Below are 22,695 nucleotides of genomic sequence, written 5' to 3' on the forward strand. Positions count from 1 at the left end.
GGGTCCATAGAGGTCACTCCATGCCCACAGACGGCACCAATCCGGCAAATTTAGCAGGAATTTCGTCGTTCTGTCACTTCTTGATCAGGACTTCCCCGCGGCGAAGCCGATAGTCGCGAACTGGCCGACGTCATTTTCGGGCCCGCGGGAGGTTGACCATGTCAAGGACACCGTTTGCGGTGTTGGCCGGGGCTATGCTGGCGCTCGCGGCGGTGCAACCGGCACCCGCCCGGGCGCAAGACGCCCTAAGGATCGGGCTGGTGATGCCGTTGACCGGCGTGCTGGGGCCGGTCGGCAAGCAAGCGGTCGCCGGGGCGCGGCTCTACATGGCGCAGCACGGCGACATGGTCGCCGGTCGCAAGATCGAATTGATCGTCCGGGACGATGCCAGCGTACCTGATAACGCCAAGCGCATTGCGCAGGAGCTGATCGTCAACGACAAGGCCGAGATCCTCGGCGGCGGGCTGACGCCGAGCGTGCTGGCACTCGCGCCGTTGGTCACCGAGAGCAAGACGGCAACAGTCGTCATGATATCGGGCACATCGATCGTGACCGAAAGGTCGCCCTACTTCGTGCGCACCAGCTGGACGCATGCCCAGCAGGCCAGCGTGCTGGCGGATTGGGCGGCCAGAAACGGATCGAAGCGGGCCACCATCATCGCGTCCGACTGGGCTCCCGGGCGTGAAGCCGCCGGGGTATTTTCGGCGACCTTCACCGCGGCGGGCGGATCGGTCGTCGAAGCGCTGAAAGTGCCGCTGGCCAATCCCGACTTCGCGCCGTTCCTGCAGCGCGCGCGGGACGGCAATCCCGACACGCTGTTCATTTTCGTCCCGACAAGCCAAGCCGGTATCCTGGCCAAGCAATTTGTCGAGCGTGGGCTGGACAAGAGCGGGATCAAGCTGATCGGCCCCGGCGACCTCGCCGACGACGAGGACCTGCCGGGGATGAGCGATGCCATGATCGGCACGATCACGGCGGGATTCTATTCCGCGGCGCATCCCTCCGATCTGAACCGCGACTATGTCGCAGCGTTCCGCAAGGCCAATGCAAACGTCCGCCCGAACTTCATCAGCGTCAGCGCCTATGACGGCATGCATCTGATCTACGCGGCGTTGGAAGCGACCGGCGGCAAGACCAATGGCGACGCGCTGATCGAAGCCATGAAGGGCATGGCCTGGGAAAGCCCGCGCGGCCCGATGTCGATCGACCCGAAGACGCGCGAGGTGGTCCACGACATCTACATTCGCAAGGTCGAGAAAGTCGGCGGCGAGCTCTACAGCGTCGAGCACGAGACGTTCAAGGCGGTCAAGGACCCCAGCAAGATCGCGAACAAATGAGCCAGGCGAGGCGGAGCGAGGCCGGCCAGGCCTTCGCGCCGCTCCGACGTTTCAGACGCGGGTGCGAGCGATCGTGCCGGCGACGATCTGCATGGCGACGCCGAGCACCCAGCCGGCCATGATCGCCGCGGTCCAGGCGATGTCCGGCTCGCTGCGCAGCACCACGACACCAACCGAGAAGAACGCCACCATGGTCGCGAGGAAAGTACCGATCGCGCTGAGCAGTTCCGCCGTGTCGATCTTGCGCGTCGAGGCGCCGTCCTTCGGATGGAAGAGCTTTGGCGGCGTATCGATGCCGACATAGAAGCCGATCGCGCCGCTCAGCATCATGATCAGCAGGAACGCCTGCGAGGTCAGCGCCGACACGCTCGAGCCGACATGGATGGCGACGAACAATCCGCTTGCGGCGCCCGCCAGGGCAAGGCCGAAGCGCTCCAGGACATGGGCAAATTTTCTGACGCGGCTGCGCATCGCTATGCCTCATCAATGAATTGCGCCGCCAATCAAGCTAGGCCTTTTCGACACGTCGCGAAAGTCGTCACGTCTCAAATGGCCGCGACCTCGTGACGCTTTTGTGCGCCAGTTCACACCTATCGCGGCATGGAATGATTATTGATCGATCCAAGGTAGCAATCGATCCGGCTGCTGCTCTACGCTGCGTCGTCCGCCTCATGCATTTCAGCGAGCGTCTTTCAATGCCGAGTCCGAAGATCACCGGGCGGGGCCACGACGTGAAACGCGGGGCAGCGTTGCCGCTGTCCCGCGTGATCTCATCCTCCTACGCCGCGCGGCTGACAGAGGCGTCGAGATGCTTCAGCCGCGGCAGCACTTCCTGCTTCAGGAGCCGCAGCGAATTGTGCCAGGCTCCGGCTTGTGCTTGTAGTCGAAGCCGAACACCAGGAGCACGCCGAAGCCGCCGACTTCCTGGTAGATCTGCTCGATCTTCTCGGTGACCGTCGCGGGCGAGCCGACGATCCAGTTGTTGCGCGCGCAATATTCCACCGTGACGTCGCTGTCGGGCACGTCGGGCGAGGCCTTCAGATAATCCTTGAAGCCGAAGTGGCCGAGCAGCGGCAGGAAATACTCGCCCATCATCCGGCCCATCATGTCGCCGGTCGAGAGCTTCCAGGCCTCCGCGTCGGTGTCGGCCACGAACACTTCGCGCACCATCCGCCAGTCCTTGCGGCTCGGCTTGCGGCCGGTCTTGGCGGCGCCGGCCTCGACCGAATCCCAGTGGCTGCCGACATAGGCCGGGTTGAGATTGAGGCTCATCGGAATGAAGCCGCGCTCGCCGGCGAGCTTCAGCGTGTCCGAATTCTTCGACAATCCCGCGACGCCGATCGGCGGATGCGGCGCTTGTTGAGGCTTGATGTGGGGTTTCAGGAAATCGAACATCGTGTCCGGCTTGGTGACCGTCCAGAACCTGCCTTTATGAGTCCACGGACCCGGCTCGGTCCACATCTTCAGGATGATCTCGAGCGCCTCGCGGGTCATGTCGCGGTTTTGGCCGGACATGCCGTCGACATTGAACATCGCCCAGTCGCTCGGCAGGCCCGAGGCGGCGACGCCGAAGTTCAACCGGCCGTTCGAGATGTGATCGAGCATCGCGACGCGGTTGGCGAGCTCGGCCGGGTGATGATACGGCAGCAGGAAGCCACCGGGGCCGATGCGGATGTTCTTGGTCTGCAGCAGCGCCTGGGCGACCAACAGATCCGGCGACGGATGCGGCTCCCAAGGCGCGGTATGGTGCTCGCCGATCCAGGCTTCCTGATAGCCGAGCTCGTCGAGCCAGCGCAGCACCTGCAGGTCCCAGTCGTGGCCCTCCTTCAATCCGCACTCCGGCGGATGCGACGGCATCGCGAAGTATCCGAGTTCCATGGGTTTCCTCTGTTTGTTTCGATGCGTATCTTGCGCACGCGCTGCAGAGAGTAGCTGCCGAGGCTGCGGCAGGACAATGGCTCAATGGATCACATCGTCATTCCCTGGCCATGCGCAGAGGTAGCCCGGATGGCGCGAAGTGCGATCCGAGACAGTTCTGTGCAGGTTGCGAGATCCCCGGATTTCGCTTCGCTCCATCCGGGCTACGGGCTCGTGCGCTCGATCCGGGCGACAGTCCTACCGCGCGCCGAACGTGGTCTTGCCGAACAGCGCCTTCTGGGTCGAGGGCTGCGAGCGCCAATATTGCGGCGGCGCGCTCACCTCGCCGCCGAGCTCTGCGGCGGCATGCCAGCCCCAGCGCGGGTCGTAGAGCATGCCACGGGCGAGCGCGACCATGTCGGCCTTCCCGGTCGCGACGATCTCCTCCGCCTGCTTCGCTTCCGTAATCAGGCCGACCGCCATCGTGGTGACGCCGGTCGCTTCCCTCACCGCCTGCGCCGCCGGCACCTGATAGCCCGGCCCGAGCGGGATCTTCTGCAGCGGCGACACGCCGCCCGAGGAGACATCCATCCAGTCGACGCCGCGCTTCTTCAGCTCCTTGGCAAACTCGATGGTCTGCGCGAGGTCCCAGGCGCCCTCGACCCAGTCGGTCGCCGACACCCGCATGCCGATCGGCTTGTGATCCGGAAATACGGCGCGCACCGCGTCGAACACTTCCAGCGGGAAGCGCATCCGGTTTTCCAGCGAGCCGCCGTAGCGGTCGGTGCGCTTGTTGGCGATTGGCGACAGGAACTGGTGCAGCAGATAGCCGTGCGCGCCGTGCAGTTCGAGCGCGTCGATGCCGAGCCGGTCGGCGCGCTTCGCCGACGCAACAAAGGCCTCGCGAATGCGCTTCAGGCCGGCGTCGTCGAGCGCCACCGGCGCTGCCTCGCTTTCCTTGTGGGGCACCGCGGACGGTCCAACCGTCTGCCAGCCGCCCTCCGCAATTGGAATGAGCTGCCCGCCCTCCCAGGGCCGCTGGCTCGACGCCTTGCGGCCCGCATGGGCGAGCTGCATCGCGACCGCCGCCTTCGAATGCTTGCGCACCGAGGCCAGGATCGGCTTCAGCGCCGCTTCATTGGCATCGCTGTAAAGGCCGAGGCAGCCCGGCGTGATCCGCCCGATATCCTCGACATGGGTGGCCTCGATGCAGAACATCGCGGCGCCCGATAGCGCCAGCATGTTGATGTGGGTGAAGTGCCAATCAGTGGCCGAGCCGTCGACGGCCGAATACTGGCACATCGGCGAGACCATGATGCGATTAGAGAGCTTGAGGCTGCGCAGTTCGATCGGGGAAAACAGGGTGCTCATGCGGGATATCCGGATCGGGGAAGGGCGCGCTTAAGATAGAGACCGCGGCTGCGATCACCAACAGGCGGGAGCGGCAGACAGGCCAGGACGCAGACCAGCAATGCGGATACGGCGTCCGTTCACCCTCCCCTGGAGGGGGAGGGTCGTATCGCATCGCGCGCAGCAAGATGCGATACGGGGTGGGGTGACAGTCCCTCCACTCGATCACTGTCCGTGTTGAGAGATCACCCCACCCCGTCTCGCATTCGCTTCGCTCATTGCGAGCCGACCCTCCCCCTCCAGGGGAGGGTGAAGAGGAGAAACCTCACTCGACCAGCGTGAATTGCAGCAGCAGGTTGCGCTGGATCAGGGAGAAATTGTCGTCGGAGATCATGGTCAGCACGGTCTCGCCTTCGGCGGTGACATGGGCGTCGATGCCTTCCATGTTGTCGATCTCGTTGCCGAGATCGGCATTGAAGATCGCCGGGCCATCGACGACGGCGCCGGGCGCGATGTCGGAGAGCGCGAGGCGGCGGATGCGGATGCCGACGCCGCCGAGCCAGGAGAATTTCCGCTCCAGGATCAACAGATCGCCCGACGGCAGCAGCACCGCGTCGCTGATATCGAAATTCTCGGTGCGGCGGACGCTGAACTGGCCCGGCGTCTTGCCGCCGACCAGGAAGGCGATCAAATTGCCGCTCGCATCGAGCCCGCGTTCCGACATCGCAATCAGCGTGCCGGCCAGCGCCTGCGCTTTGGGCAGATCCTTGGACATGGCCTTCGGCACGAAGACCAGCGCCTCGAGCCCCTTGTTGATGGGCAGCTTGCGCGCCGCCGGCGGCAGCGGCACCACCTCGCCGCGCGAGCGGGTGAAGCCCTTGGCGAAATCGTAGCGCAACACCTGGTTGACCCGCTCGAGCCCGACATAGGCAATGGAGCCGTCGAGCGCGAGCGATTCCGAATCATACCAGCCGCGGGTCGCCGTGATCGGCCGGCCGTCAGCCGCGAGCAGCGGCGCCGCCTCGACATCGTCGAGCCCGATCATGTCGCGGCCACGATGGACGATGCGGCCGGTGAACCAGGTGCCCTGGTCGCTGACCGCGATGAAGCGTTCGCCCCTGGCGTCGAGCCTGAGCGCAGAGAGGCCGCCGAAGCCGGAGAACGACGAGGTCAGAATGAGACCGCTGCGATATTCCAGTGCGCCGAACCGCATCTTTGCGCGATCGCGGATGTCGAACGACGGCAGCGGCCGTGCGTTGACTTCGACCGCGACCGGTTCATCGACGCGGTGACGGCCCGGCCGCCCCGGCGGTCCCGGCGTCAGCGCCGGCTGGCTCGCGCCTTCTGCCTGCGCGAGCCGCGGCACTGCTGCGGCCGACAGCCCCGCCGCCACATCTCTCAGGAAATGGCGGCGGCTAAAAAGTGAGCGCATGTCTCACGAGTGGAGGCGGCGCCGGGTGCCCGGTGCGGGCGTCGAGCCGTGGGTCTCGCTGAACAGCTCGGCGAGCTTTTCGGTGATGGCACCGCCAAGCTCTTCGGCATCCACGATGGTGACGGCGCGGCGATAGTAGCGCGTCACGTCGTGACCGATGCCGATCGCGATCAGCTCGACCGGCGAGCGGGTCTCGATCTCCTCGATGATGTGGCGCAGATGCCGCTCGAGATAGTTGCCGGGATTGACCGATAGCGTGGAGTCGTCGACCGGCGCGCCGTCGGAGATCATCATCAGGATGCGGCGCTGCTCGGGACGCGCAAGCAGGCGCTTGTGCGCCCAGTCGAGCGCCTCGCCGTCGATGTTCTCCTTCAGGAGGCCTTCGCGCATCATCAGGCCGAGATTCTTCCGCGCACGACGCCACGGGGCGTCGGCCGACTTGTAGATGATGTGCCTGAGATCGTTGAGGCGGCCGGGATTGGCCGGCTTGCCGGCGGCAAGCCAGGACTCGCGCGACTGCCCGCCCTTCCAGGCGCGGGTGGTGAAGCCGAGGATCTCGACCTTGACGCCGCAACGCTCCAGCGTCCGTGCCAGGATGTCGGCGCAGGTGGCGGCAACCGTGATCGGTCGGCCGCGCATCGAGCCGGAGTTATCCAGCAGCAACGTCACCACGGTGTCGCGGAACGTCGCCTCCTTCTCGTGCATGAAGGACAGCGGATGATAGGGATCGGTGACGACGCGCGACAGCCGCGCCGGATCGAGGATGCCTTCCTCGAGATCGAAATCCCAGGCGCGGTTCTGCTGCGCCATCAGGCGGCGCTGCAGGCGGTTGGCGAGCCTCGCCACGATGCCCTGCAGATGCGCAAGCTGCTTGTCGAGATAGGAGCGCAGCCGCTCGAGCTCGTCGTGGTCGCAGAGGTCTTCGGCCGCGATCACCTCGTCGAACCTCGGCGCAAACGCATGATATTCCGGGCCGCGCGGCTCGTTCTGGCCGCGCGAATTCGGCCGCGTCGCCTCGCCCGGCGTCTCGTCGTCGCCGAGCTCGCCGTCGTCGAACGTGTCTGACGTCGAGGCCTGCGCGCTCTCCATCGCGCTTTCGCTCATCTCGTCGGCGGTGGTCTGGGCCTGGTCGGCGCTCATCTCCTGCGCGGCGTCGGAATCGGGCGAGCCCTCGGCGCCGGACTGATCGCTCTCGCCGTCCTGGTTCTCGTCCTGATCCTCGTCGTCGTCGGAATCCATGTTGCGATCGTCGCCGAGATCGAGCGCCGACAGCAGGTCATGGACGAGATCGCCGAACCTCGCCTGGTCCTCGGTGAAACGGCTGAGCTGATCGAGCCGCGAGCCGATCTTGTCCTCCAGCGTGGGACGCCAGAGATCGACCATCTTCTTGGCGGCCGCGGGCGGCGCCATGCCGGTGAGCCGCTCGCGCACCAGCATCGCCAGCGCATCCGACAGCGGCGCATCGGCGCGGTCGGTGATCTCGTCATACTTGCCGCGGTGGAAATGATCGTCGAGCATCGCGGTGAGGTTCTTCGCAACGCCGGCCATCCGGCGCGAGCCGATCGCCTCGACACGGGCCTGCTCGACCGCCTCGAACACGCCGCGCGCCTGCGGATTGCCCGGCATCAGCTTGCGATGCACCTTGGGATCGTGACAGGCGATCTTGAGCGCGATCGAATCGGCGTGGCCGCGCACGATCGCCGCATCGCGCTTGGTCATCTTGCGCGCCGGCTCCGGCAGCCGCGCCTTGCCGGGCGCGAGCCCGGGCCGCTCGGCGGCGAAAGAGACCTCGAGCTCCGGCTTCTTGGCGATCGCCTTCAGGCACGCCGACACCGAGCGCTTGAACGGCTCGGTCGGCGCTTCCTTCGACCCGGGACGGAATTTGATATTGGAGGTTGTCATAGCGATTTCGTAAACCAGTGGCGCGTGACGCCGCCGGGATACCCCTCAATCGAACCGAACTCTTTATATCCGTTGGCGCGGTAGAAGCCCGGCGCCTGGAAGCTCATCGTATCCAGATAGGATTGCGTGGCTCCGAAGCGCCGCGCCTCGTCTTCGATCGCCTTGATCAGCTTCGCGCCAAAGCCCTTGTTGCGAAACTTCCGCTCCATCCAGAACAATTGAATGAACAACACCGCGGTCCAGACCTCGCCGACGATGCCGCCGACGATCTCGTCGCCTTGCCGCAGCGAGATGGCGAAGCGCTTGTACTTCTGCTTCCCCATCTTCTCGTTGTTGTAGCGGAGCAATCCGCCGAGCACCGCCTTCTTCGTCTGTGTGACTGTGCGCTCGACGGAGATTTTCGGCATGGACTAGCTGAGCGCCACGTTGACCGAGGATTCCGGCAGCTCGACGTTGAAGCAGCGCTGGTAGAACTCGGCGACCAGCGGCCGCTCCAGCTCGTCACACTTGTTGAGAAAGGTGACGCGGAACGCGAAGCCGATGTCGTTGAAGATGTCCGCGTTCTCGGCCCAGGTGATCACCGTGCGCGGGCTCATCACCGTCGACAGGTCGCCATTGGCGAACGCGTTGCGGGTGAGATCGGCAAGCCGAACCATCTTGTTGACGATGTCGCGGCCTTCCTGCGTGCGGTAATGGCGCGCCTTGGCCAGCACGATCTCCACTTCCTCGTCATGGGCGAGGTAGTTCAGCGTGGTGACGATCGACCAGCGGTCCATCTGGCCCTGGTTGATCTGCTGGGTGCCGTGATAGAGGCCCGAGGTATCGCCGAGGCCGACCGTGTTGGCGGTCGAGAACAGGCGGAACGCCGGATGCGGCTTGATCACCTTGTTCTGGTCGAGCAGCGTCAGGCGGCCGGAGACTTCCAGCACGCGCTGGATCACGAACATCACGTCCGGACGGCCGGCGTCGTATTCGTCGAACACCAGTGCAATGTTGTGCTGCAGCGCCCAAGGCAGGATGCCGTCGCGGAATTCGGTGACCTGCTTGCCGTCCTTGACCACGATGGCGTCCTTGCCGACGAGATCGATACGGCTGATGTGGCTGTCGAGGTTGACGCGCACGCAGGGCCAGTTGAGGCGGGCCGCGACCTGCTCGATGTGAGTCGACTTGCCGGTGCCGTGATAGCCGGTGACCATCACGCGGCGGTTCTTGGCAAAGCCGGCGAGGATCGCGAGCGTGGTGGCGCGGTCGAAGCGATAGTCGCTGTCGACTTCCGGCACATGCGGATCGACTTCGGAATAGGCGGGAACTTCCAGATCGCTATCGATCCCGAAGACCTGCCGAACCGAAACCTTCATGTCGGGCAAGCCGACGGGTTCTTGCTCTTTGGTCTGGACGGCGGTCGTCATTCATCCTCCGAGGTCCCGGGCATTCCCGAAACCAGATTTAAGGTCATTTGGCTGCGGATGGGGTGCTACGCACAAGCCTAGCAGAGAGCATCGGCCGGCAGAAGCCCACGGGCAAATCAAAGTTCCGTCGTTGTATCATAAAGATAGGCGCGAAACTCGGTTTTTGGAAGGCTGCTCTGCAAATCCCGCCGTACTTTCGCCGCAGCGCCACGGCGGCCTGTCCGGGCCGGGCACTTTTCAGCCCGGCGCGGAGTTGTTAGCTCTCGAACCTGTTTCTTCACCACCCAGGGATTCTGTGACTTCATTCCTTGACCCCTTGATCGCATTCGTTTCGGCCCATGCCTGGCTCGCTTACCTGACGCTGTTTCTGGCCGCGCTGCTGGAAGCCGTTCCGGTGGTCGGCTCGCTGGTGCCGGGCTCGACCATCATCCTGGCGCTGAGCGCGCTGGTCCCGGGCGGCGAATTGAAGCTCGTGCCGGTGCTGGCCGCGGCCGCCGCCGGCGCGATGCTCGGCGACGGCACCGCTTATCTGATCGGCTACCGCAGCCAGCGCGAGATCCTGTCGGCCTGGCCGCTCTCCAACTACCCGCGTGTGGTCGCGCAGAGCGAGGCCTTCTTCAACCGCTGGGGCGTGCTCGCGGTGTTCTTCGCCCGCTTCGTGCCGCCGATTCGCGCCTTCGTGCCGATCACCGCCGGTGCGCTCGACATGCCGCCGGCGCGCTTCTACGCGGTCAACATCCCAGCCATCCTGCTCTGGGCGCCAGCCCACGTGTTGCCCGGGGTGCTCGCCGTCACCGCGCTGCACGACTATGCCGGCCTGCCGCATCATCAACATGTCGGCAAGCATCTATGGATGTTCGCGGTGGCGGGCGGCGCGGTCATCCTGACGCTCGCGATCTGGACCATCCGCCGCCGCCATGGCGGCGGGATCATCGAACCGGCCAACCCGGCAAAATAGGCTTTACTTGAGCATGATCTCCATCATGCTCTAGATGCTGTTCGTCGTGCCGGCCCGCCCGGGTGCCGGGCCGACATAGCGCGCGCGAGGCCGAATCAATTTGCCGAGCTGAAGCTGCTCGCTGGCATGCGCGATCCAGCCGACGCTGCGCGCCATCGCGAACAGCGCAAGCTCGCTGCCTGCGGGCATCCGCAGCGCATGCACCAGCACCGCCAGCGCGTAATCGATGTTGACGAACTCGCCGGTTGCCTCGGCGATTCTATCCGGCACTTCCCTGGTGAATTTGCGCGGCGCGCCGGCCCGCGTCAGCGCCTCGAGCAACGAGATCGCGCGCGGATCGCCCTTCTTGTAGACGCCGTGACCGAAGCCGGCGAAACGCTCGCCGAGCGCCACACGTTCGCGGACCACGGGCGCGACGTCATGGTCGATCATCGTCTTGACGAGGCGCGAGGCGAGCACGCCGGCGCCGCCATGCATCGGCCCTTTCAGCGCGACGAGACCCGCAATCACGGCATCGTACAGGTTGAGGCCGGTCGATGCCGCGCAGCGCGCGGTGAAGGTGGACGCATTCAGCTCATGATCGGCGAGCAACACCAGCGCGCGGCGAATCAGGTCGGGCGCGTGCTTGTTGTCGGGCGTCCAGACCCGCGCCACCTGCTCATGCAGCGGCTCGGCCGACGGCACAGCGTTCAGCATGGTCGCGACCAGCAGCCGCAAGATGCGCCCGCCGACCATCGCGCGGCCATCGGGCGCGCGGGTGAAGGCGCCGGGATCGGCACTCGCCGCCAGCGCCAGCACGGCGACCGTGCGGTCGATCGGCTGGGCGCGCCGCGCGGCTTCGGCGATCGCACGCATTTCATCGGAGACATGCGGGCAATTGTCCGGCGCGAACGGATCGACGCCGGTGACGTCCCACAGCAGCGTCGCGGTGTGCTCCAGCGTGTCGCGCTGGGAGAGATCGACGCAGTTGACGCCGCGATAGATCGGCCCCTGCTCGGTGATGGTTGCGATCGCCGAATCCATCACCGGCAAATCGGCATCGAAATTGCGGAAGCCGCGCGGCTCCGGTGACGGCACGCGGCGCTCCTTCAGACCCCTGATGTCCTCCGCGCGGTAGCGGTGGCTGCGTGAATCCGGCGACGGCTCGGAGCGGATCAGGCCACGGCTGACATAGGCGTAGAGGGTCGCGGCGAGATCGCGAGCTCGGCGGCGGCCTCCCGGGCGGAGAGGTACAGCTCAGCGGATTTTTTCATATTGATTTATATAATCAAGATTGATCAACTCGTCGAGAGGTCCGACCTTGAAGAGGTGAAGCAAGGAGATCGGGCCATGAACATGATTCTCACCAAGAGCCAGATCGGTCTGGACGGCGTTCCCGCCGCCGAGACCGTGTTGAGCCATGTCGACGGCGAGCGCGGCGAACTCATCATCGCCGGCGAGCACGTCGCCAACCTCGCCGGCAAATCGAGCTTCGAGGGCGTCACCGCGCGGCTGTGGAACGGCGCCACCGGCAAGACGCTGAGCGAGGCCAATGTCCGCGCCAGCCTCGGCGCCGCCCGCGAGCGCGCCTTCGCACGGCTGCCGGACCTGCTGCCGGCAACGCGCGGCATGTCGATCGTCGACGGCTTCCGCGCCGCGATCGCGGGCCTGCGCGGCGAGAACGGGCTGGAGCACGAGGCGACCATTGTCGGCGCCTTCCCGGTAATCGCCGGCGCCTGGTGCAGCAAGCCAAGGGACAGGCGCCGATCGCGCCCGATCCGAATGTCAGCCACGCCGCCGACACACTGCATATGCTGCTGGGCCGCAAGGCGGCGCCGCGTGAGGTCGCGGCGCTCGACGCCTATCTCGTCACGGTCTGCGACCACGGCATGAACGCGTCGACCTTCACCACGCGGGTGATCGCCTCGACCCAGGCCGATTTGTTCGCGGCCATCACCGGCGGCTATTGCGCGCTGACGGGCCCGCTGCATGGCGGCGCGCCCGAGCCGGTGCTCGAGATGCTGGATGCGATCGGCACAAGCGAGCGGATCAAGCCCTGGGTCGACGGCGCGCTGGCGCATGGCGAACGGCTGATGGGCTTCGGCCACCGCGTCTATCGGGGTGCGCGATCCGCGCGCCGACGTGTTGAAGGTCGCAATCGAGCGCCTGGAGGCCAGTGGTGCCGACCTGCCGTTTGCCGGCGAGGTCGAAGCCTATATCCGCGAGGCGTTGCGGAAGAAGAATCCGGAGCGGCCGCTCGAGACCAATGTCGAGTTCTTCACCGCGATCCTGCTCGATGGCCTGGAGATCCCGCGGCAGGCGTTCACGCCGATCTTCGCCGTGGCCCGCGCCGCAGGCTGGACCGCGCATGCGCTGGAGCAGCGCCGCACCGGCCGGCTGATCCGGCCGAGCTCGTCCTATGTCGGGGCGGTGCCGAAGGATTGAGACTGCAGAATGCATCCGACGGCGGGGCCACAAATCCCGCCGTCGTCCCTGCGAAAGCGTTCGCAGGGGCGACAACGGCGAGAGTTACGCCTCGCGCACCACGGTCTTCAGATAATTATACGCCTTGATGATCTCGATCAGGCGATCCTCGGTGGAGCGGTCGCCGCCATTGGCGTCGGGGTGGTGCTGCTTCACCAGCGCCTTGTACTTCGACTTGACGTCTTCCAGCGTCGCCTCGGCCCCCAATCCCATCACCAGCAGCGCCTTGCGCTCGGCGTTCATGACCTTGCGGGTCTCGGGCTTGGGCTCCGCGCCGCCCGGCCCGGGGCGCCAGCGGCCGCGGCCGTTGAGCTCGGAGAACACGTGGAACGGATCGGAGGCGGCATCGAGACCGCTCTCCTTCTTGCCGTTGTTGGCGCCCATCTTCCAGGTTGGACGATGACCGGTCAGCGCGTCCTTCTGGTAGCGCGCGACGTCGTCAGGATTCATGCCCTGGAAGAAATTGTAGGACTGGTTGTACTCGCGGACGTGATCGAGACAGAAGTGCCAATACTCGCGCGAATTCTCGCGGCCCTTCGGAGCGCGGTGCGCGCCCTTGTTCTGGCAACCCGCCCACTCGCAGGTCACGGCCTGCTCGCCGGCCTGCGCCTGGCGCTTCGCACTCACCTTGGTCGGCTTGATGCGAATGGAGTCGAAGAATTTTGATGAATCGATCGGCATGATCTCTTTGACTACGCAATGCACAAATCTTCAAGTCTTGACATTGCGCAGACCTCGTTTCCCGCTTGCACCATTGACGAAAAGCCGTCGCGAACCTAACTCCGCCGCCATGAGCACCAAAGACGCTATCATAAACAAGTTGCGTGAAGCTTTCTTGCCCGAAAGCCTCGACGTCGTCGATGAGTCACATCTGCATGAGGGCCACGCCGGCCACAGGCCAGGCGGGGAGACGCATTTCAGGGTATATATTGTGTCTCCGGCCTTCGAAGGGAAGAGCCGGATCGAACGCCATCGCATGATAAATGCGACGCTGGCGCAGGAACTCGCCGGCTCGGTGCATGCGCTGGCGATCCACGCGCACGGCCCCGGGGAAAAGCCGCGCTAGCTCGCGCTTGCCTCAAGACGAAGCAGCGGTTTTCCGTTATGAGAATAGCACCTCCGCGCTTTAGATGGGGCCATTGATGATCCCTTGCTGGCCACGTTTCCGGTCGATCGTCACCGCCGCCGGCCTGCTCCTGATCTGCGCGATACGCCCGGCCGCGGCGCTGGATATGCCGAGCCCGTTCGTCCAGGAGGTGCTGATCAAGAGCATCCTGGTGTCGCTCAACGACGCGGTGGCCTCGAATAATTTCAGCGTGTTTCACGCCAAGATCTCGAAGCCGTTCCGCGACCAGTTTCCGCCCGACAAGCTGCAGACCATCTTCAAGGACCTGGTCGACAAGCACGCCGTGTTCGACGCCGTGGTCGCCAAGCCGATCGTGCTCGATGAGGACGCCAAGATCGACGACAAGGGCGTGCTGCGGCTGAAGGGCCATTTCGACACCACGCCCAAGCAGGTGAAGTATCAGCTCGGCTTCATCCCTTCCGACGGCGCATGGAAACTGTCGGGCATCTCGATCGATATCGAGTAGGCCGCTCCTTCGACTATCAGACCCGTCATCCTGAGGTGCGAGCGGAGCGAGCCTCGAAGGATGAATCGGCCACCAGCCGGGCCGTCGACCCTTCGAGGCTCGCTCCGCTCGCACCTCAGGGTGACGGTGATGGGCTTGAGCCAATCGTCTAGCGCTAGAACGCCGTGCCCGCCCGCTTCGGCTTCTTCTCGTCGAGCTCGGCCTCGCGCGGCACAGCGACGATGCGCAGCGCGGTGATGCGGTTGCGCTCGCGGCGGAGCACGCGGAAACGGAAGCCGTGGAAGGTGAAGCTCTGGCCGCGCTCCGGGATCGAGCGCGCCTCGTGGATCACGAGGCCGGCGACCGTGGTCGCCTCCTCGTCCGGCAGGCGCCAGTCCATCGCGCGGTTGAGGTCGCGGATCGGCACCGAGCCGTCGACCACGACCGAGCCGTCCGGCTGCGCCCGCACGCCGGCGACGACGACGTCGTGCTCGTCGGAGATGTCGCCGACGATCTCCTCCAGGATGTCCTCCAGCGTCACCATGCCTTCGACCTCGCCATACTCGTCGACCACGAGGGCGAAGTGGGTCTTGCGGCGGCGGAACGCCTTCAGCTGTTCGGAGACCGGGCGCATCTCCGGCACGAACCAGGGCGGCAGCGCGATCGCGGAGGCATCGATCGCGGACATGTCGCCCTCATTGGCGCGGATCGCGCGCAGCAGATCCTTGGCGTGCAGCACGCGACGATGTTCTCCGGCTTCTCCCGCCACAGCGGGATCCGGGTGTATTCGCTCGCCAGCACCTCGCGCACCAGTTCTTCCGGCGGCAGGTCGGCGTTGACCATGGTCATCTCGGTGCGATGGACCATGACGTCGGAGACCTGCAGCTCGCTGAGGTCCAAGAGCCCGCCGAGCATGTCGCGGTCCTGCTTCTCGACCTTGCCTTCGTGATGCAACAGATCGACCGCGCCGCGCAGGCGCTCGGTCGGCGACAGCACCGCCTGATGGGCGCCAACCTTGATGCCGAGCAGCTTCATCAGCGCCAGCACGATGGTCTCGATCACGGTGAGCAGCGGCCCCAGCACGAAGATGGTCAGCCGCATCGGCCGCGCCACCAGCAGCGAGATGCGGTCGGGCGCGTTGATGGCGATGGTCTTCGGCAGCACCTCGGCGAACACCACGACCATCACGGTCATGACCGCGGTGGCGTAGAGCACGCCGACATCGCCGAACCAGGCGGTGAACACCCCGGTCGCCAGCGCCGAGGCGCCGATATTGGCGATATTGTTGCCGAGCAGCAGCGCGCCGATCATCCGCTCGCGCATGTTGATCAGCCTTGAGACCACGCTGGCCTCGCTGTTGCCCTGCTTCGACAACCGCAGCATGCTGGCGCGCGAGGCGCCGGTCAGCGCCGTCTCACTCGCCGCGAAGAACGCGGAGATCAAGAGACAGAGCAGCACGATCGAGAAGGTCAACCATCCCACTGAAATGATCCGTGGCTTTAAGCCTTCAGCTTGGCTTGCAGGAAGTCGCGCACCGGCTGCGGCTCGATATTGTTGGCAATCACGGCGCGGCCGACCGCCTCCAGCAGGATGAAGGTCAGCTTGCCGCGCTTGACCTTCTTGTCCTGCGCCATCAGCGCCAGCAGCGCGTCGGCATCGGCGAGACCTTCCTGCGTGAAGCCTGCGATATCCTGCAGGCGCGTCGGCAGTCCTACCGCGGAAAGATGACGGGCGATGCGGGCCGCATCGTCAGGTGAAATCATGCCGAGCTGCGCCGAGAATTCGGCGGCGAGCACCATGCCGACCGAGACACCCTCGCCGTGGAACAGGCGGTCGGAGAAGCCGGTCGCGGCTTCCAGCGCGTGGCCGAAGGTGTGGCCGAGATTGAGCAACGCACGCTCGCCGGTCTCGCGCTCGTCGCGGGAGACGACGCCGGCCTTGGCGCGGCAGGAGGTGGCGATGGCGTGCTCGCGCCCGGCCCCGCCCGAGAAGATGTCGGTGTGGTTCGTCTCCAGCCAGGCGAAGAACGCCTCGTCGCCCAGAATGCCGTATTTCGCGACCTCGGCATAGCCGGCGCGGAACTGGCGCGGCGACAGCGTGTCGAGCACGGACGTATCGGCGATCACCAGCACCGGCTGGTGGAAGGCGCCGATCAGGTTCTTGCCCTGCGGCGAGTTGATGCCGGTCTTGCCGCCGACCGAAGAATCGACCTGCGCCAGCAGCGAGGTCGGCACCTGCACGAAATCGACGCCGCGGCGCAGGATCGCAGCCGCAAAGCCCGCGAGGTCGCCGACCACGCCGCCGCCGAGCGCGATGACGAGATCATTGCGCTCGATCTTCGCTGAGATCAGCGCTTCGCTGACCTGTGTCAGCGTCGCGTAGCTCTTCGAGCCCTCGCCCTCCTCGACGACGATCCGCGACGTCGGCACGCCCGCGGCCGCGAGCGACGCCTCGGTCGGCTCCAGCCAATGCTTGGCGACGGTGCGGTCGGTGACGATGGCGGTGCGCACGCCGGGCCGCAGCGCCGCGACGCGTTCGCCGAGCGAGGCCAGCACGTCGCGGCCGATGACGATGTCATAGGCGCGGTCGCCGAGCGCGACGTCGACGGTAACGGAGGCGGAATGTTTCAGGGGCGCAGTCATGAGGTCGCGTTCAATCCATCAGGTGGTGGCTCGCAGGCCGGCCGCGCGCCGCACAGATGCGCATGCAGGGCCTCGAGGCACTCGTCGACGATGCGGTCATGCGGCACGTCGCGCGAGGCGATCGTCAGGTCGGCGGTACGGTAGACCGGCTCGCGCTCGCTGAGCAGGCGGTTGACCGTCGCCTCGGGGTCGGCGGTCTGCAGCAGCGGCCGATCGGCGCGGCGGCGGACCCGGCGCATGATGATATCACTGTCGGCCTTGAGCCAGATCGAGATCGCGCGGTCGCGGATCCGGCTCCGGGTCTCCTCGCGCATGAAGGCGCCGCCGCCGGTCGCAAGCACGATCGGGCCGCTGTCGAGGATCCGGGCGATCACCCGCGCCTCGCCGTCGCGGAAATAGGCCTCGCCATGGGTCTCGAAGATCTCGGGGATCGTCATGTCGGCCGCCGTCTCGATCTCGGTGTCGGCATCGGTGAACGGCAGCTTGAGCCGCGCCGCCATCCGCCGGCCGATGGTCGACTTGCCGGCCCCCATCATGCCGACCAGCACGATCGACCGCGGCCCCAGCGCGGCCGCGATGTCGACCTCCAGGGTCGGGTGGGTGGGCGCCGGTACGGCTGCGTCGGACATCAAAAAGCTCGGATATTGGGACGAATTGTTTGGAATTCGAGCCACCTATACTACCCCCGGCGACACCGTTACCAGCGACTCTTGCAACCGCGCGGGGAACATGTTGGATGATTTCATTGGTTAATTCGCCGCCCGAGTCGCCTCCATGCCCAGCCTGTTCCGCTTCCTGACGGTCGTCGCCGTGATTTTCGGGATCGGCTACGGCATCGTCTTCGCGCTGGCGAATTTCGTGCACCCGAAACCCCGGGAAATGACCGTAACCATCCCGCCGGATAAGTTCCTCAAGAAATAGGCGCTATGAGTCTTGGCATGACCGCTCTCGCCAAGATCACCAAGACATCCGCCAAGGCCACCACCAAGGCTCCGGCTAAATCCTCCGACGCCAAGCTGACCGCGTTGTTCCTCGACATGCTCGCGGCGGAACAGGGCGCAGGCCGCAACACGCTCGACGCCTACCGGCGCGACCTCACGGATTTTTCCGACTACCTCGCCCATGCCGGCGCCGACTTCACCAGCGCCGACACCGAGGCGCTGCGCGGCTACCTTGCCGACCTCGACACGCGCGGCTTCAAGTCGACCAGCGTGGCGCGGCGGCTGTCGGCAATGCGGCATCTCTATCGTTTTCTGCTCAACGAGCGGGTCCGCACCGACGATCCGGCCGCGATCCTGTCCGGCCCGAAGCGCGGCCGCGGCCTGCCCAAGGTGCTGTCGATCCAGGATGTCGACCGCATGCTGACCCGCGCCAAGGAGCTGACCCAGACCGACGCCTCGCCGGCGCAGCGGCTGCGCGCGCTGCGGCTGTATTGCCTGCTCGAGGTGCTCTACGCCACCGGCCTGCGCGTCTCCGAGCTCGTGTCATTGCCGGTCGCCGCGGCGCGGCGCGATGCGCGGATGATCGTGGTGCGCGGGAAGGGCAACAAGGAACGGCTGGTGCCGCTGAACGACGCCTCGCGCCAGGCGATGGCCGATTACCTCGCCGCGATGGAAGTGATGCAGCCGAAGGCGAAGAAGGCGGCGCCGTCGAAATGGCTGTTTCCCTCCTCCGGCGAGAGCGGCCATCTGACCCGGCAGCATTTCGCCCGCGACCTGAAGGAGCTTGCGGTTGCCTCCGGCCTGGCGTCGCGGCTGGTCTCCCCGCACGTGCTGCGCCACGCGTTCGCCAGCCATTTGCTGCACAATGGCGCGGACCTGCGCATCGTACAGACCCTGCTGGGCCACACCGACATCTCGACCACCCAGATCTACACCCATGTGGTCGAGGAGCGGCTGAAGAGCCTGGTCCGCGACCTGCATCCGCTGGCGGAGAAGTAAGTCCAGCGCCCGCCGGACATCGATACCTTCACCTGATCCGCCTTGACTTCCGCACCATCTCCGCAGAAAGAGCGTCACCTGCCTGCGATCCCGAAGCGTGCATTCCGCCAGAATGCGCGTTAACCGATTGAAGTTACGAAACTTCTCTTGCCACTGCCAAAACCGCTTCGCCCCTCGCACCGTTCCTCCCTATATTGAGTTGATGCCCGATCCGATGCGCAGCTATCTCGACTTCGAAAAACCCGTCGCCGAGCTTGAATCCAAGATCGACGAGTTGCGTGCGCTTGCCGCGAGCGGCAGCGACATCGGCGACGAGGTCGCGCGGATCGAGGACAAGGCGGCGCAGGCGCTCACCGACCTCTATGCCAATCTGACGCCGTGGCAGAAGACGCTGGTGGCGCGGCATCCGCAGCGGCCGCACTTCACTGATTTCATCGGCGGCCTGATCACCGAATTCACCCCGATGGCCGGCGACCGCAAATTCGCCGACGACGAGGCGCTGATCGGCGGCTTCGGCCGTTTCCGCGGCGAGAGCATCTGCGTGGTCGGCCAGGAGAAGGGCGCCACCACCGACAGCCGCATCAAGCACAATTTCGGCATGGCGCGCCCCGAAGGCTACCGCAAGGCGGTGCGCCTGATGGAGATGGCCGACCGTTTCGGCATTCCGGTGCTGTCGATCGTCGATTCCGCCGGCGCCTATCCCGGCATCGGCGCCGAGGAGCGCGGCCAAGCCGAGGCGATCGCGCGCTCGACCGACGCCTGCCTGTCGCTCGGCGTGCCCAATGTTGCGATCGTCACCGGCGAAGGCATGTCGGGCGGCGCCATCGCCATCACCACCGCCAACCGCGTGCTGATGATGGAGCACGCGATCTACAGTGTGATCTCGCCGGAAGCGGCATCCTCGATCCTATGGCGCGACGGCACCAAGGCGCAGGAAGCCGCCAACAGCATGAAGATCACCGCGCAGGACATGCTGCGCTTCGGCGTGATCGACCAGATCCTCAAGGAACCCTCCGGCGGCGCGCATCGCGACCCCGCCGCGATGATCGCGACCACGGGCGATGCCATCGCCCAGGCCCTCAACGACCTACGAAATCTTGATCCGGACGCGATTCGCAAACAGCGGCGCCAGAAGTTCCTCGATATCGGCCGCAAGCTGGCCTGAGCCAGCTAAATAGCCCGATTTTTCGACCAAATCGGCCGATTTTGCCGTAATTGGGCCCCGAGCCGGGTCTTTAACGTTCCTTGAACCATGCCTGCTACCGTGAAGGCTGTCAGCCCCGGTTCAGGTTGCGAGCAGGGGTGGTCGAAGGCTAATATTTTACACAATGGCTTCAGGGCATATTCGCCGTGTTGGGGTCGCGAAAATCGCCCGGTGGGTGTGGAGCTCGGACTTGACTCATCGCACGCTCGTACGCGCGCTTCTGACTTCGGCGGTGCTCGCCGCAGGCGTCATGCTCGCCGGTTGTGACAGCGACCAGATCTCGCTCGCCCAGAACGCCAAGGCCAACCAGCCGGTCCCGCCAAAGCTCGTCGCCGCCATGGCTGAGAAGGACATGGACCTGCAGTCGCCGATCCTGGTGCGGCTGTTCAAGCAGGAGGCCGAGCTCGAGGTCTGGAAGCAGACCCGCTCCGGCCAGTTCGCCCTGCTCAAGACCTATCCGATCTGCCGCTGGTCGGGCGATCTCGGCCCGAAGGTCCGCGAAGGCGACCGCCAGGCGCCGGAAGGGTTCTATTCGATCAACCCCAGCCAGATGAATCCGCAGTCCGCCTATTATCTGTCGTTCAACACCGGCTATCCCAACGCCTTCGATAAGTCGCTCGGCCGCACCGGTTCGGAGCTGATGGTGCATGGCGACTGCTCGTCGCGCGGCTGTTACGCGATGACCGACGAGCAGATCGCGGAGATCTATTCGCTCGGCCGCGAATCCTTCTTCGGTGGCCAGAAGGCGTTCCAGTTTCAGGCCTATCCGTTCCGGATGACCGCGGTGAACATGGCCAAGCACCGCAACAATCCGAACATGCCGTTCTGGAAGATGATCAAGGTCGGCTATGATCATTTCGAGGTGACGAAGCAGGAGCCGAAGGTCGACTTCTGCGAGAAGAAATACGTCTTCGACGCGGCGAAGCCGGCGGACGCCGTGCGCGATCCGGTGTTCAATGCATCGGCGAAGTGCCCGGCCTATGTGATCCCCGACGAGATCGCGAGTGCGGTGCGCGAGAAGGAGCAGCGCGACGACGCCGAGATGGCCAAGCTGGCCGCCAAGGGCACGCCGGTGGCGCGCCTCAACACCGGCATCGACGGCGGCATGAACGCGATCTTCGCCTCGAAGATTCCGGAAGGAAACACCGGTCTGTCCGAAGGCGGTGACAGCCAGGCGCTGGCATCGATGTCGCTGGCGCGCGCGCCCGGCACCATCCCCGGCACGGTCAATCCGCCGCGGCCAAATCTCGCGGTTCAGCAAGAAGAGCCTGTGGTCGCGACGACGTCGTCGACCTCGGTCGCGACAGCGTCGTCGACCACGCCGCCGGCCACCACCCGTGTGGCGTCGGCGAATGCGTCCGACAAGTCCGAAGGCTTCTTCTCCAGCTTTGCCCGCAAGGTCGGCATCGGTGGCGCCACCGCCGACGCCAGCAAGCCGGCCGCGCCGGCGGCTGCCGCTCCAGCCAAGCCGAAGGTTGCCGAAGCCAAGCCGCAATCGGTTGTGCGCGTCGCACCGAAGGCCGAGCCGAAGCCGGCCGCCAAGCCCGCGCCGAAGCCGCAAGTCGCCGACACCGCCGCAGCCGCGCCGGCGGCGACATCGTCGACCCAACTCGCCGGCTCCGCACCTGTCGTGCAGACCAACTCGTTCGACACCCGCTTCTCCGCGGTGAAGTAAGCGCGGCATCGCTCCGTTATCCCGACGACGGACTGCCACCCTCCCCTGGAGGGGGAGGATGAATCCGAGCATCCACCCGTCATTCCGGGGCGGCCCGAAGGGCCGAGCCCGGAATCCATCAAGCCGCAAAACGAGTGGTCGAATGGATTCCGGGCTCTCGCTTCGCGAGCCCCGGTATGACGACGGAAAGACCGCACTCGTTTTCGTGAACACGTTCCCCTTGCACCCATGCGCAGACCATCGCGAAATGACACGCGGGGCACAACCGGGAGGTTGCGATGAACGATCAAGCCGTGCGGGCGGCCCTCCAGCGCCATTGGGACGCGTCGGATGCCAGCGACTTCGAGCGCGAGCATGACATCTACGCCACGGATGCCGTGCTCGATTATCCGCAATCGGGCGAGCGGATCCGCGGCCGGCACAACATTCAGCAGAGCCGGACGGTGCAGCCGAACAAGAAGCGCTTCGCGATCCGGCGCATCCTCGGTGGCGGCGATCTATGGATCACCGAGTACATCCTGACCTATGACGACAGGCCATCCTACGTGGTGAGCATCATGGAATTCCGCGACGGGCTAGTCGTCCACGAAACTCAGTATTTCGCCGAGCGATTCGACCCTTCGCCTTCACGGGCACATCTCGTCGAGCGCATTGACGAAACGTCGCCGCGCTAGACCGACCAGGAGTTGCCGCTGCGACCGTCAGCGACGGCTACATGCCGTGGCTCTCGAACACCTTCTTGCAGCTTCGGCTCAGGCTATCGCGATTGGTCTGAAGGCAGTTCTGCACGGCGCCGTCATTGCCGAGGTCCTTGCGGCAGAAGCGCTGTGCATCGCGCGAGCAGGCGGATTGTTCCGACTTGGTGCCGGCATGCTGAGCCAATGCGGCACCGCTGCTCATGACGGCAACAGCTAAAGCAGCAGCAATTGAAAAATAGCGCATCGTGAATTCCTCC

The 22,695-nt window shown here is 65.4% G+C and carries 19 protein-coding genes and 4 pseudogenes; 10 read left to right on the top strand and 13 right to left on the bottom strand.

The genetic code is table 11. From position 1 onward, the window contains the following. Positions 1–158 precede the first annotated feature (158 nt). Positions 159–1,337, top strand: coding sequence for an ABC transporter substrate-binding protein (locus tag AKN84_RS28760; RefSeq protein ID WP_050423907.1), 1,179 nt, complete (start codon positions 159–161; stop codon positions 1,335–1,337). A gap of 51 nt (positions 1,338–1,388) precedes the next feature. Here AKN84_RS28760 and AKN84_RS28765 read toward each other — a convergent pair whose 3' ends face one another. The 7 genes and pseudogenes from AKN84_RS28765 to cobS form a co-directional block, all read right to left on the bottom strand. Further along, positions 1,389–1,808 (bottom strand): hypothetical protein, encoded by a 420-nt coding sequence (locus tag AKN84_RS28765; protein WP_050423908.1) that lies wholly within the window; start codon positions 1,806–1,808, stop codon positions 1,389–1,391. A gap of 307 nt (positions 1,809–2,115) precedes the next feature. Continuing rightward, a pseudogene (locus AKN84_RS28770) lies at positions 2,116–3,215 on the bottom strand (LLM class flavin-dependent oxidoreductase). A gap of 237 nt (positions 3,216–3,452) precedes the next feature. Beyond that, positions 3,453–4,565 (bottom strand): NADH:flavin oxidoreductase/NADH oxidase, encoded by a 1,113-nt coding sequence (locus tag AKN84_RS28775; protein WP_050423909.1) that lies wholly within the window; start codon positions 4,563–4,565, stop codon positions 3,453–3,455. Between the two features lie 304 nt (positions 4,566–4,869). Further along, positions 4,870–5,976, bottom strand: a complete 1,107-nt coding sequence (locus AKN84_RS28780) for an esterase-like activity of phytase family protein (protein WP_050423910.1) — start codon at positions 5,974–5,976, stop codon at positions 4,870–4,872. A 3-nt stretch (positions 5,977–5,979) separates the two neighbouring features. Beyond that, complete coding sequence (gene cobT, locus AKN84_RS28785; RefSeq protein WP_050423911.1) at positions 5,980–7,878, bottom strand: cobaltochelatase subunit CobT; 1,899 nt, start codon at positions 7,876–7,878, stop codon at positions 5,980–5,982. Next, positions 7,875–8,285, bottom strand: coding sequence for a GNAT family N-acetyltransferase (locus tag AKN84_RS28790; protein ID WP_050423912.1), 411 nt, complete (start codon positions 8,283–8,285; stop codon positions 7,875–7,877). Before AKN84_RS28790 ends, cobT begins: the two co-directional genes overlap by 4 nt. 3 nt (positions 8,286–8,288) lie before the next feature. Further along, on the bottom strand, positions 8,289–9,287 hold the full coding sequence (gene cobS, locus AKN84_RS28795) for a cobaltochelatase subunit CobS (RefSeq protein ID WP_050423913.1): 999 nt from the start codon (positions 9,285–9,287) through the stop codon (positions 8,289–8,291). Between the two features lie 295 nt (positions 9,288–9,582). Here cobS and AKN84_RS28800 point away from each other — a divergent pair, with 295 nt between their 5' ends. Then, the gene (locus tag AKN84_RS28800; RefSeq protein WP_050423914.1) at positions 9,583–10,245 is read left to right on the top strand and encodes a DedA family protein; all 663 of its coding nucleotides are present in this window, start codon (positions 9,583–9,585) and stop codon (positions 10,243–10,245) included. Positions 10,246–10,275: 30 nt separating this feature from the next. Here the strand turns inward: AKN84_RS28800 and AKN84_RS28805 are convergent. Beyond that, positions 10,276–11,498, bottom strand: a pseudogene (locus AKN84_RS28805) (citrate synthase). Positions 11,499–11,574: 76 nt separating this feature from the next. Here AKN84_RS28805 and AKN84_RS28810 point away from each other — a divergent pair. Further along, a pseudogene (locus AKN84_RS28810) lies at positions 11,575–12,669 on the top strand (citrate synthase/methylcitrate synthase). Between the two features lie 84 nt (positions 12,670–12,753). Here the strand turns inward: AKN84_RS28810 and AKN84_RS28815 are convergent. Continuing rightward, entirely contained in the window at positions 12,754–13,389 is a 636-nt protein-coding gene (locus tag AKN84_RS28815; RefSeq protein WP_050423915.1) for a J domain-containing protein, read from the bottom strand. Between the two features lie 109 nt (positions 13,390–13,498). Between AKN84_RS28815 and AKN84_RS28820 the strand changes: the two genes are divergently transcribed. Further along, entirely contained in the window at positions 13,499–13,774 is a 276-nt protein-coding gene (locus AKN84_RS28820) for a BolA family protein (protein WP_028338206.1), read from the top strand. 76 nt (positions 13,775–13,850) lie between these two features. Beyond that, entirely contained in the window at positions 13,851–14,300 is a 450-nt protein-coding gene (locus tag AKN84_RS28825) for a hypothetical protein (RefSeq protein ID WP_050423916.1), read from the top strand. 154 nt (positions 14,301–14,454) lie between these two features. Here AKN84_RS28825 and AKN84_RS28830 read toward each other — a convergent pair. The 3 genes and pseudogenes from AKN84_RS28830 to AKN84_RS28840 all read right to left on the bottom strand — a co-directional run bounded on the left by AKN84_RS28830 (position 14,455) and on the right by AKN84_RS28840 (position 17,550). Beyond that, a pseudogene (locus AKN84_RS28830) lies at positions 14,455–15,761 on the bottom strand (HlyC/CorC family transporter). 17 nt (positions 15,762–15,778) lie between these two features. Further along, positions 15,779–16,921, bottom strand: a complete 1,143-nt coding sequence (gene aroB / locus AKN84_RS28835; RefSeq protein WP_050423917.1) for a 3-dehydroquinate synthase — start codon at positions 16,919–16,921, stop codon at positions 15,779–15,781. Continuing rightward, positions 16,918–17,550: a shikimate kinase gene (locus tag AKN84_RS28840; protein WP_050423918.1), complete on the bottom strand. Its 633-nt coding sequence runs from the start codon at positions 17,548–17,550 to the stop codon at positions 16,918–16,920. Before AKN84_RS28840 ends, aroB begins: the two co-directional genes overlap by 4 nt. A 145-nt stretch (positions 17,551–17,695) precedes the next feature. On the opposite strand from AKN84_RS28840, the gene AKN84_RS28845 reads away from it, so the two are divergent. From AKN84_RS28845 to AKN84_RS28865, 5 genes are all read left to right on the top strand, one after another. Continuing rightward, on the top strand, positions 17,696–17,842 hold the full coding sequence (locus AKN84_RS28845) for a hypothetical protein (RefSeq protein ID WP_016843561.1): 147 nt from the start codon (positions 17,696–17,698) through the stop codon (positions 17,840–17,842). Positions 17,843–17,859: 17 nt separating this feature from the next. Then, positions 17,860–18,861 (top strand): site-specific tyrosine recombinase XerD, encoded by a 1,002-nt coding sequence (gene xerD, locus AKN84_RS28850; protein WP_050423948.1) that lies wholly within the window; start codon positions 17,860–17,862, stop codon positions 18,859–18,861. A 202-nt stretch (positions 18,862–19,063) separates the two neighbouring features. After that, positions 19,064–20,026 carry an acetyl-CoA carboxylase carboxyltransferase subunit alpha gene (locus AKN84_RS28855; protein WP_050423919.1) on the top strand — a complete coding sequence of 321 codons (963 nt, stop codon included), beginning with the start codon at positions 19,064–19,066 and terminating at the stop codon, positions 20,024–20,026. Between the two features lie 229 nt (positions 20,027–20,255). After that, positions 20,256–21,740: a L,D-transpeptidase family protein gene (locus tag AKN84_RS28860; RefSeq protein ID WP_050423920.1), complete on the top strand. Its 1,485-nt coding sequence runs from the start codon at positions 20,256–20,258 to the stop codon at positions 21,738–21,740. A gap of 278 nt (positions 21,741–22,018) precedes the next feature. Continuing rightward, a complete protein-coding gene (locus AKN84_RS28865; RefSeq protein ID WP_050423921.1) occupies positions 22,019–22,414 on the top strand; it encodes a nuclear transport factor 2 family protein in 396 nt (131 codons plus the stop codon). 37 nt (positions 22,415–22,451) lie between these two features. On the opposite strand, the gene AKN84_RS28870 is transcribed toward AKN84_RS28865, so the two are convergent. Further along, positions 22,452–22,682: a cysteine rich repeat-containing protein gene (locus AKN84_RS28870; protein WP_050423922.1), complete on the bottom strand. Its 231-nt coding sequence runs from the start codon at positions 22,680–22,682 to the stop codon at positions 22,452–22,454. Positions 22,683–22,695 lie beyond the last annotated feature (13 nt).

The sequence above is a fragment of the Bradyrhizobium tropiciagri genome, assembly GCF_001189845.1.
GTDB lineage: Bacteria > Pseudomonadota > Alphaproteobacteria > Rhizobiales > Xanthobacteraceae > Bradyrhizobium > Bradyrhizobium tropiciagri.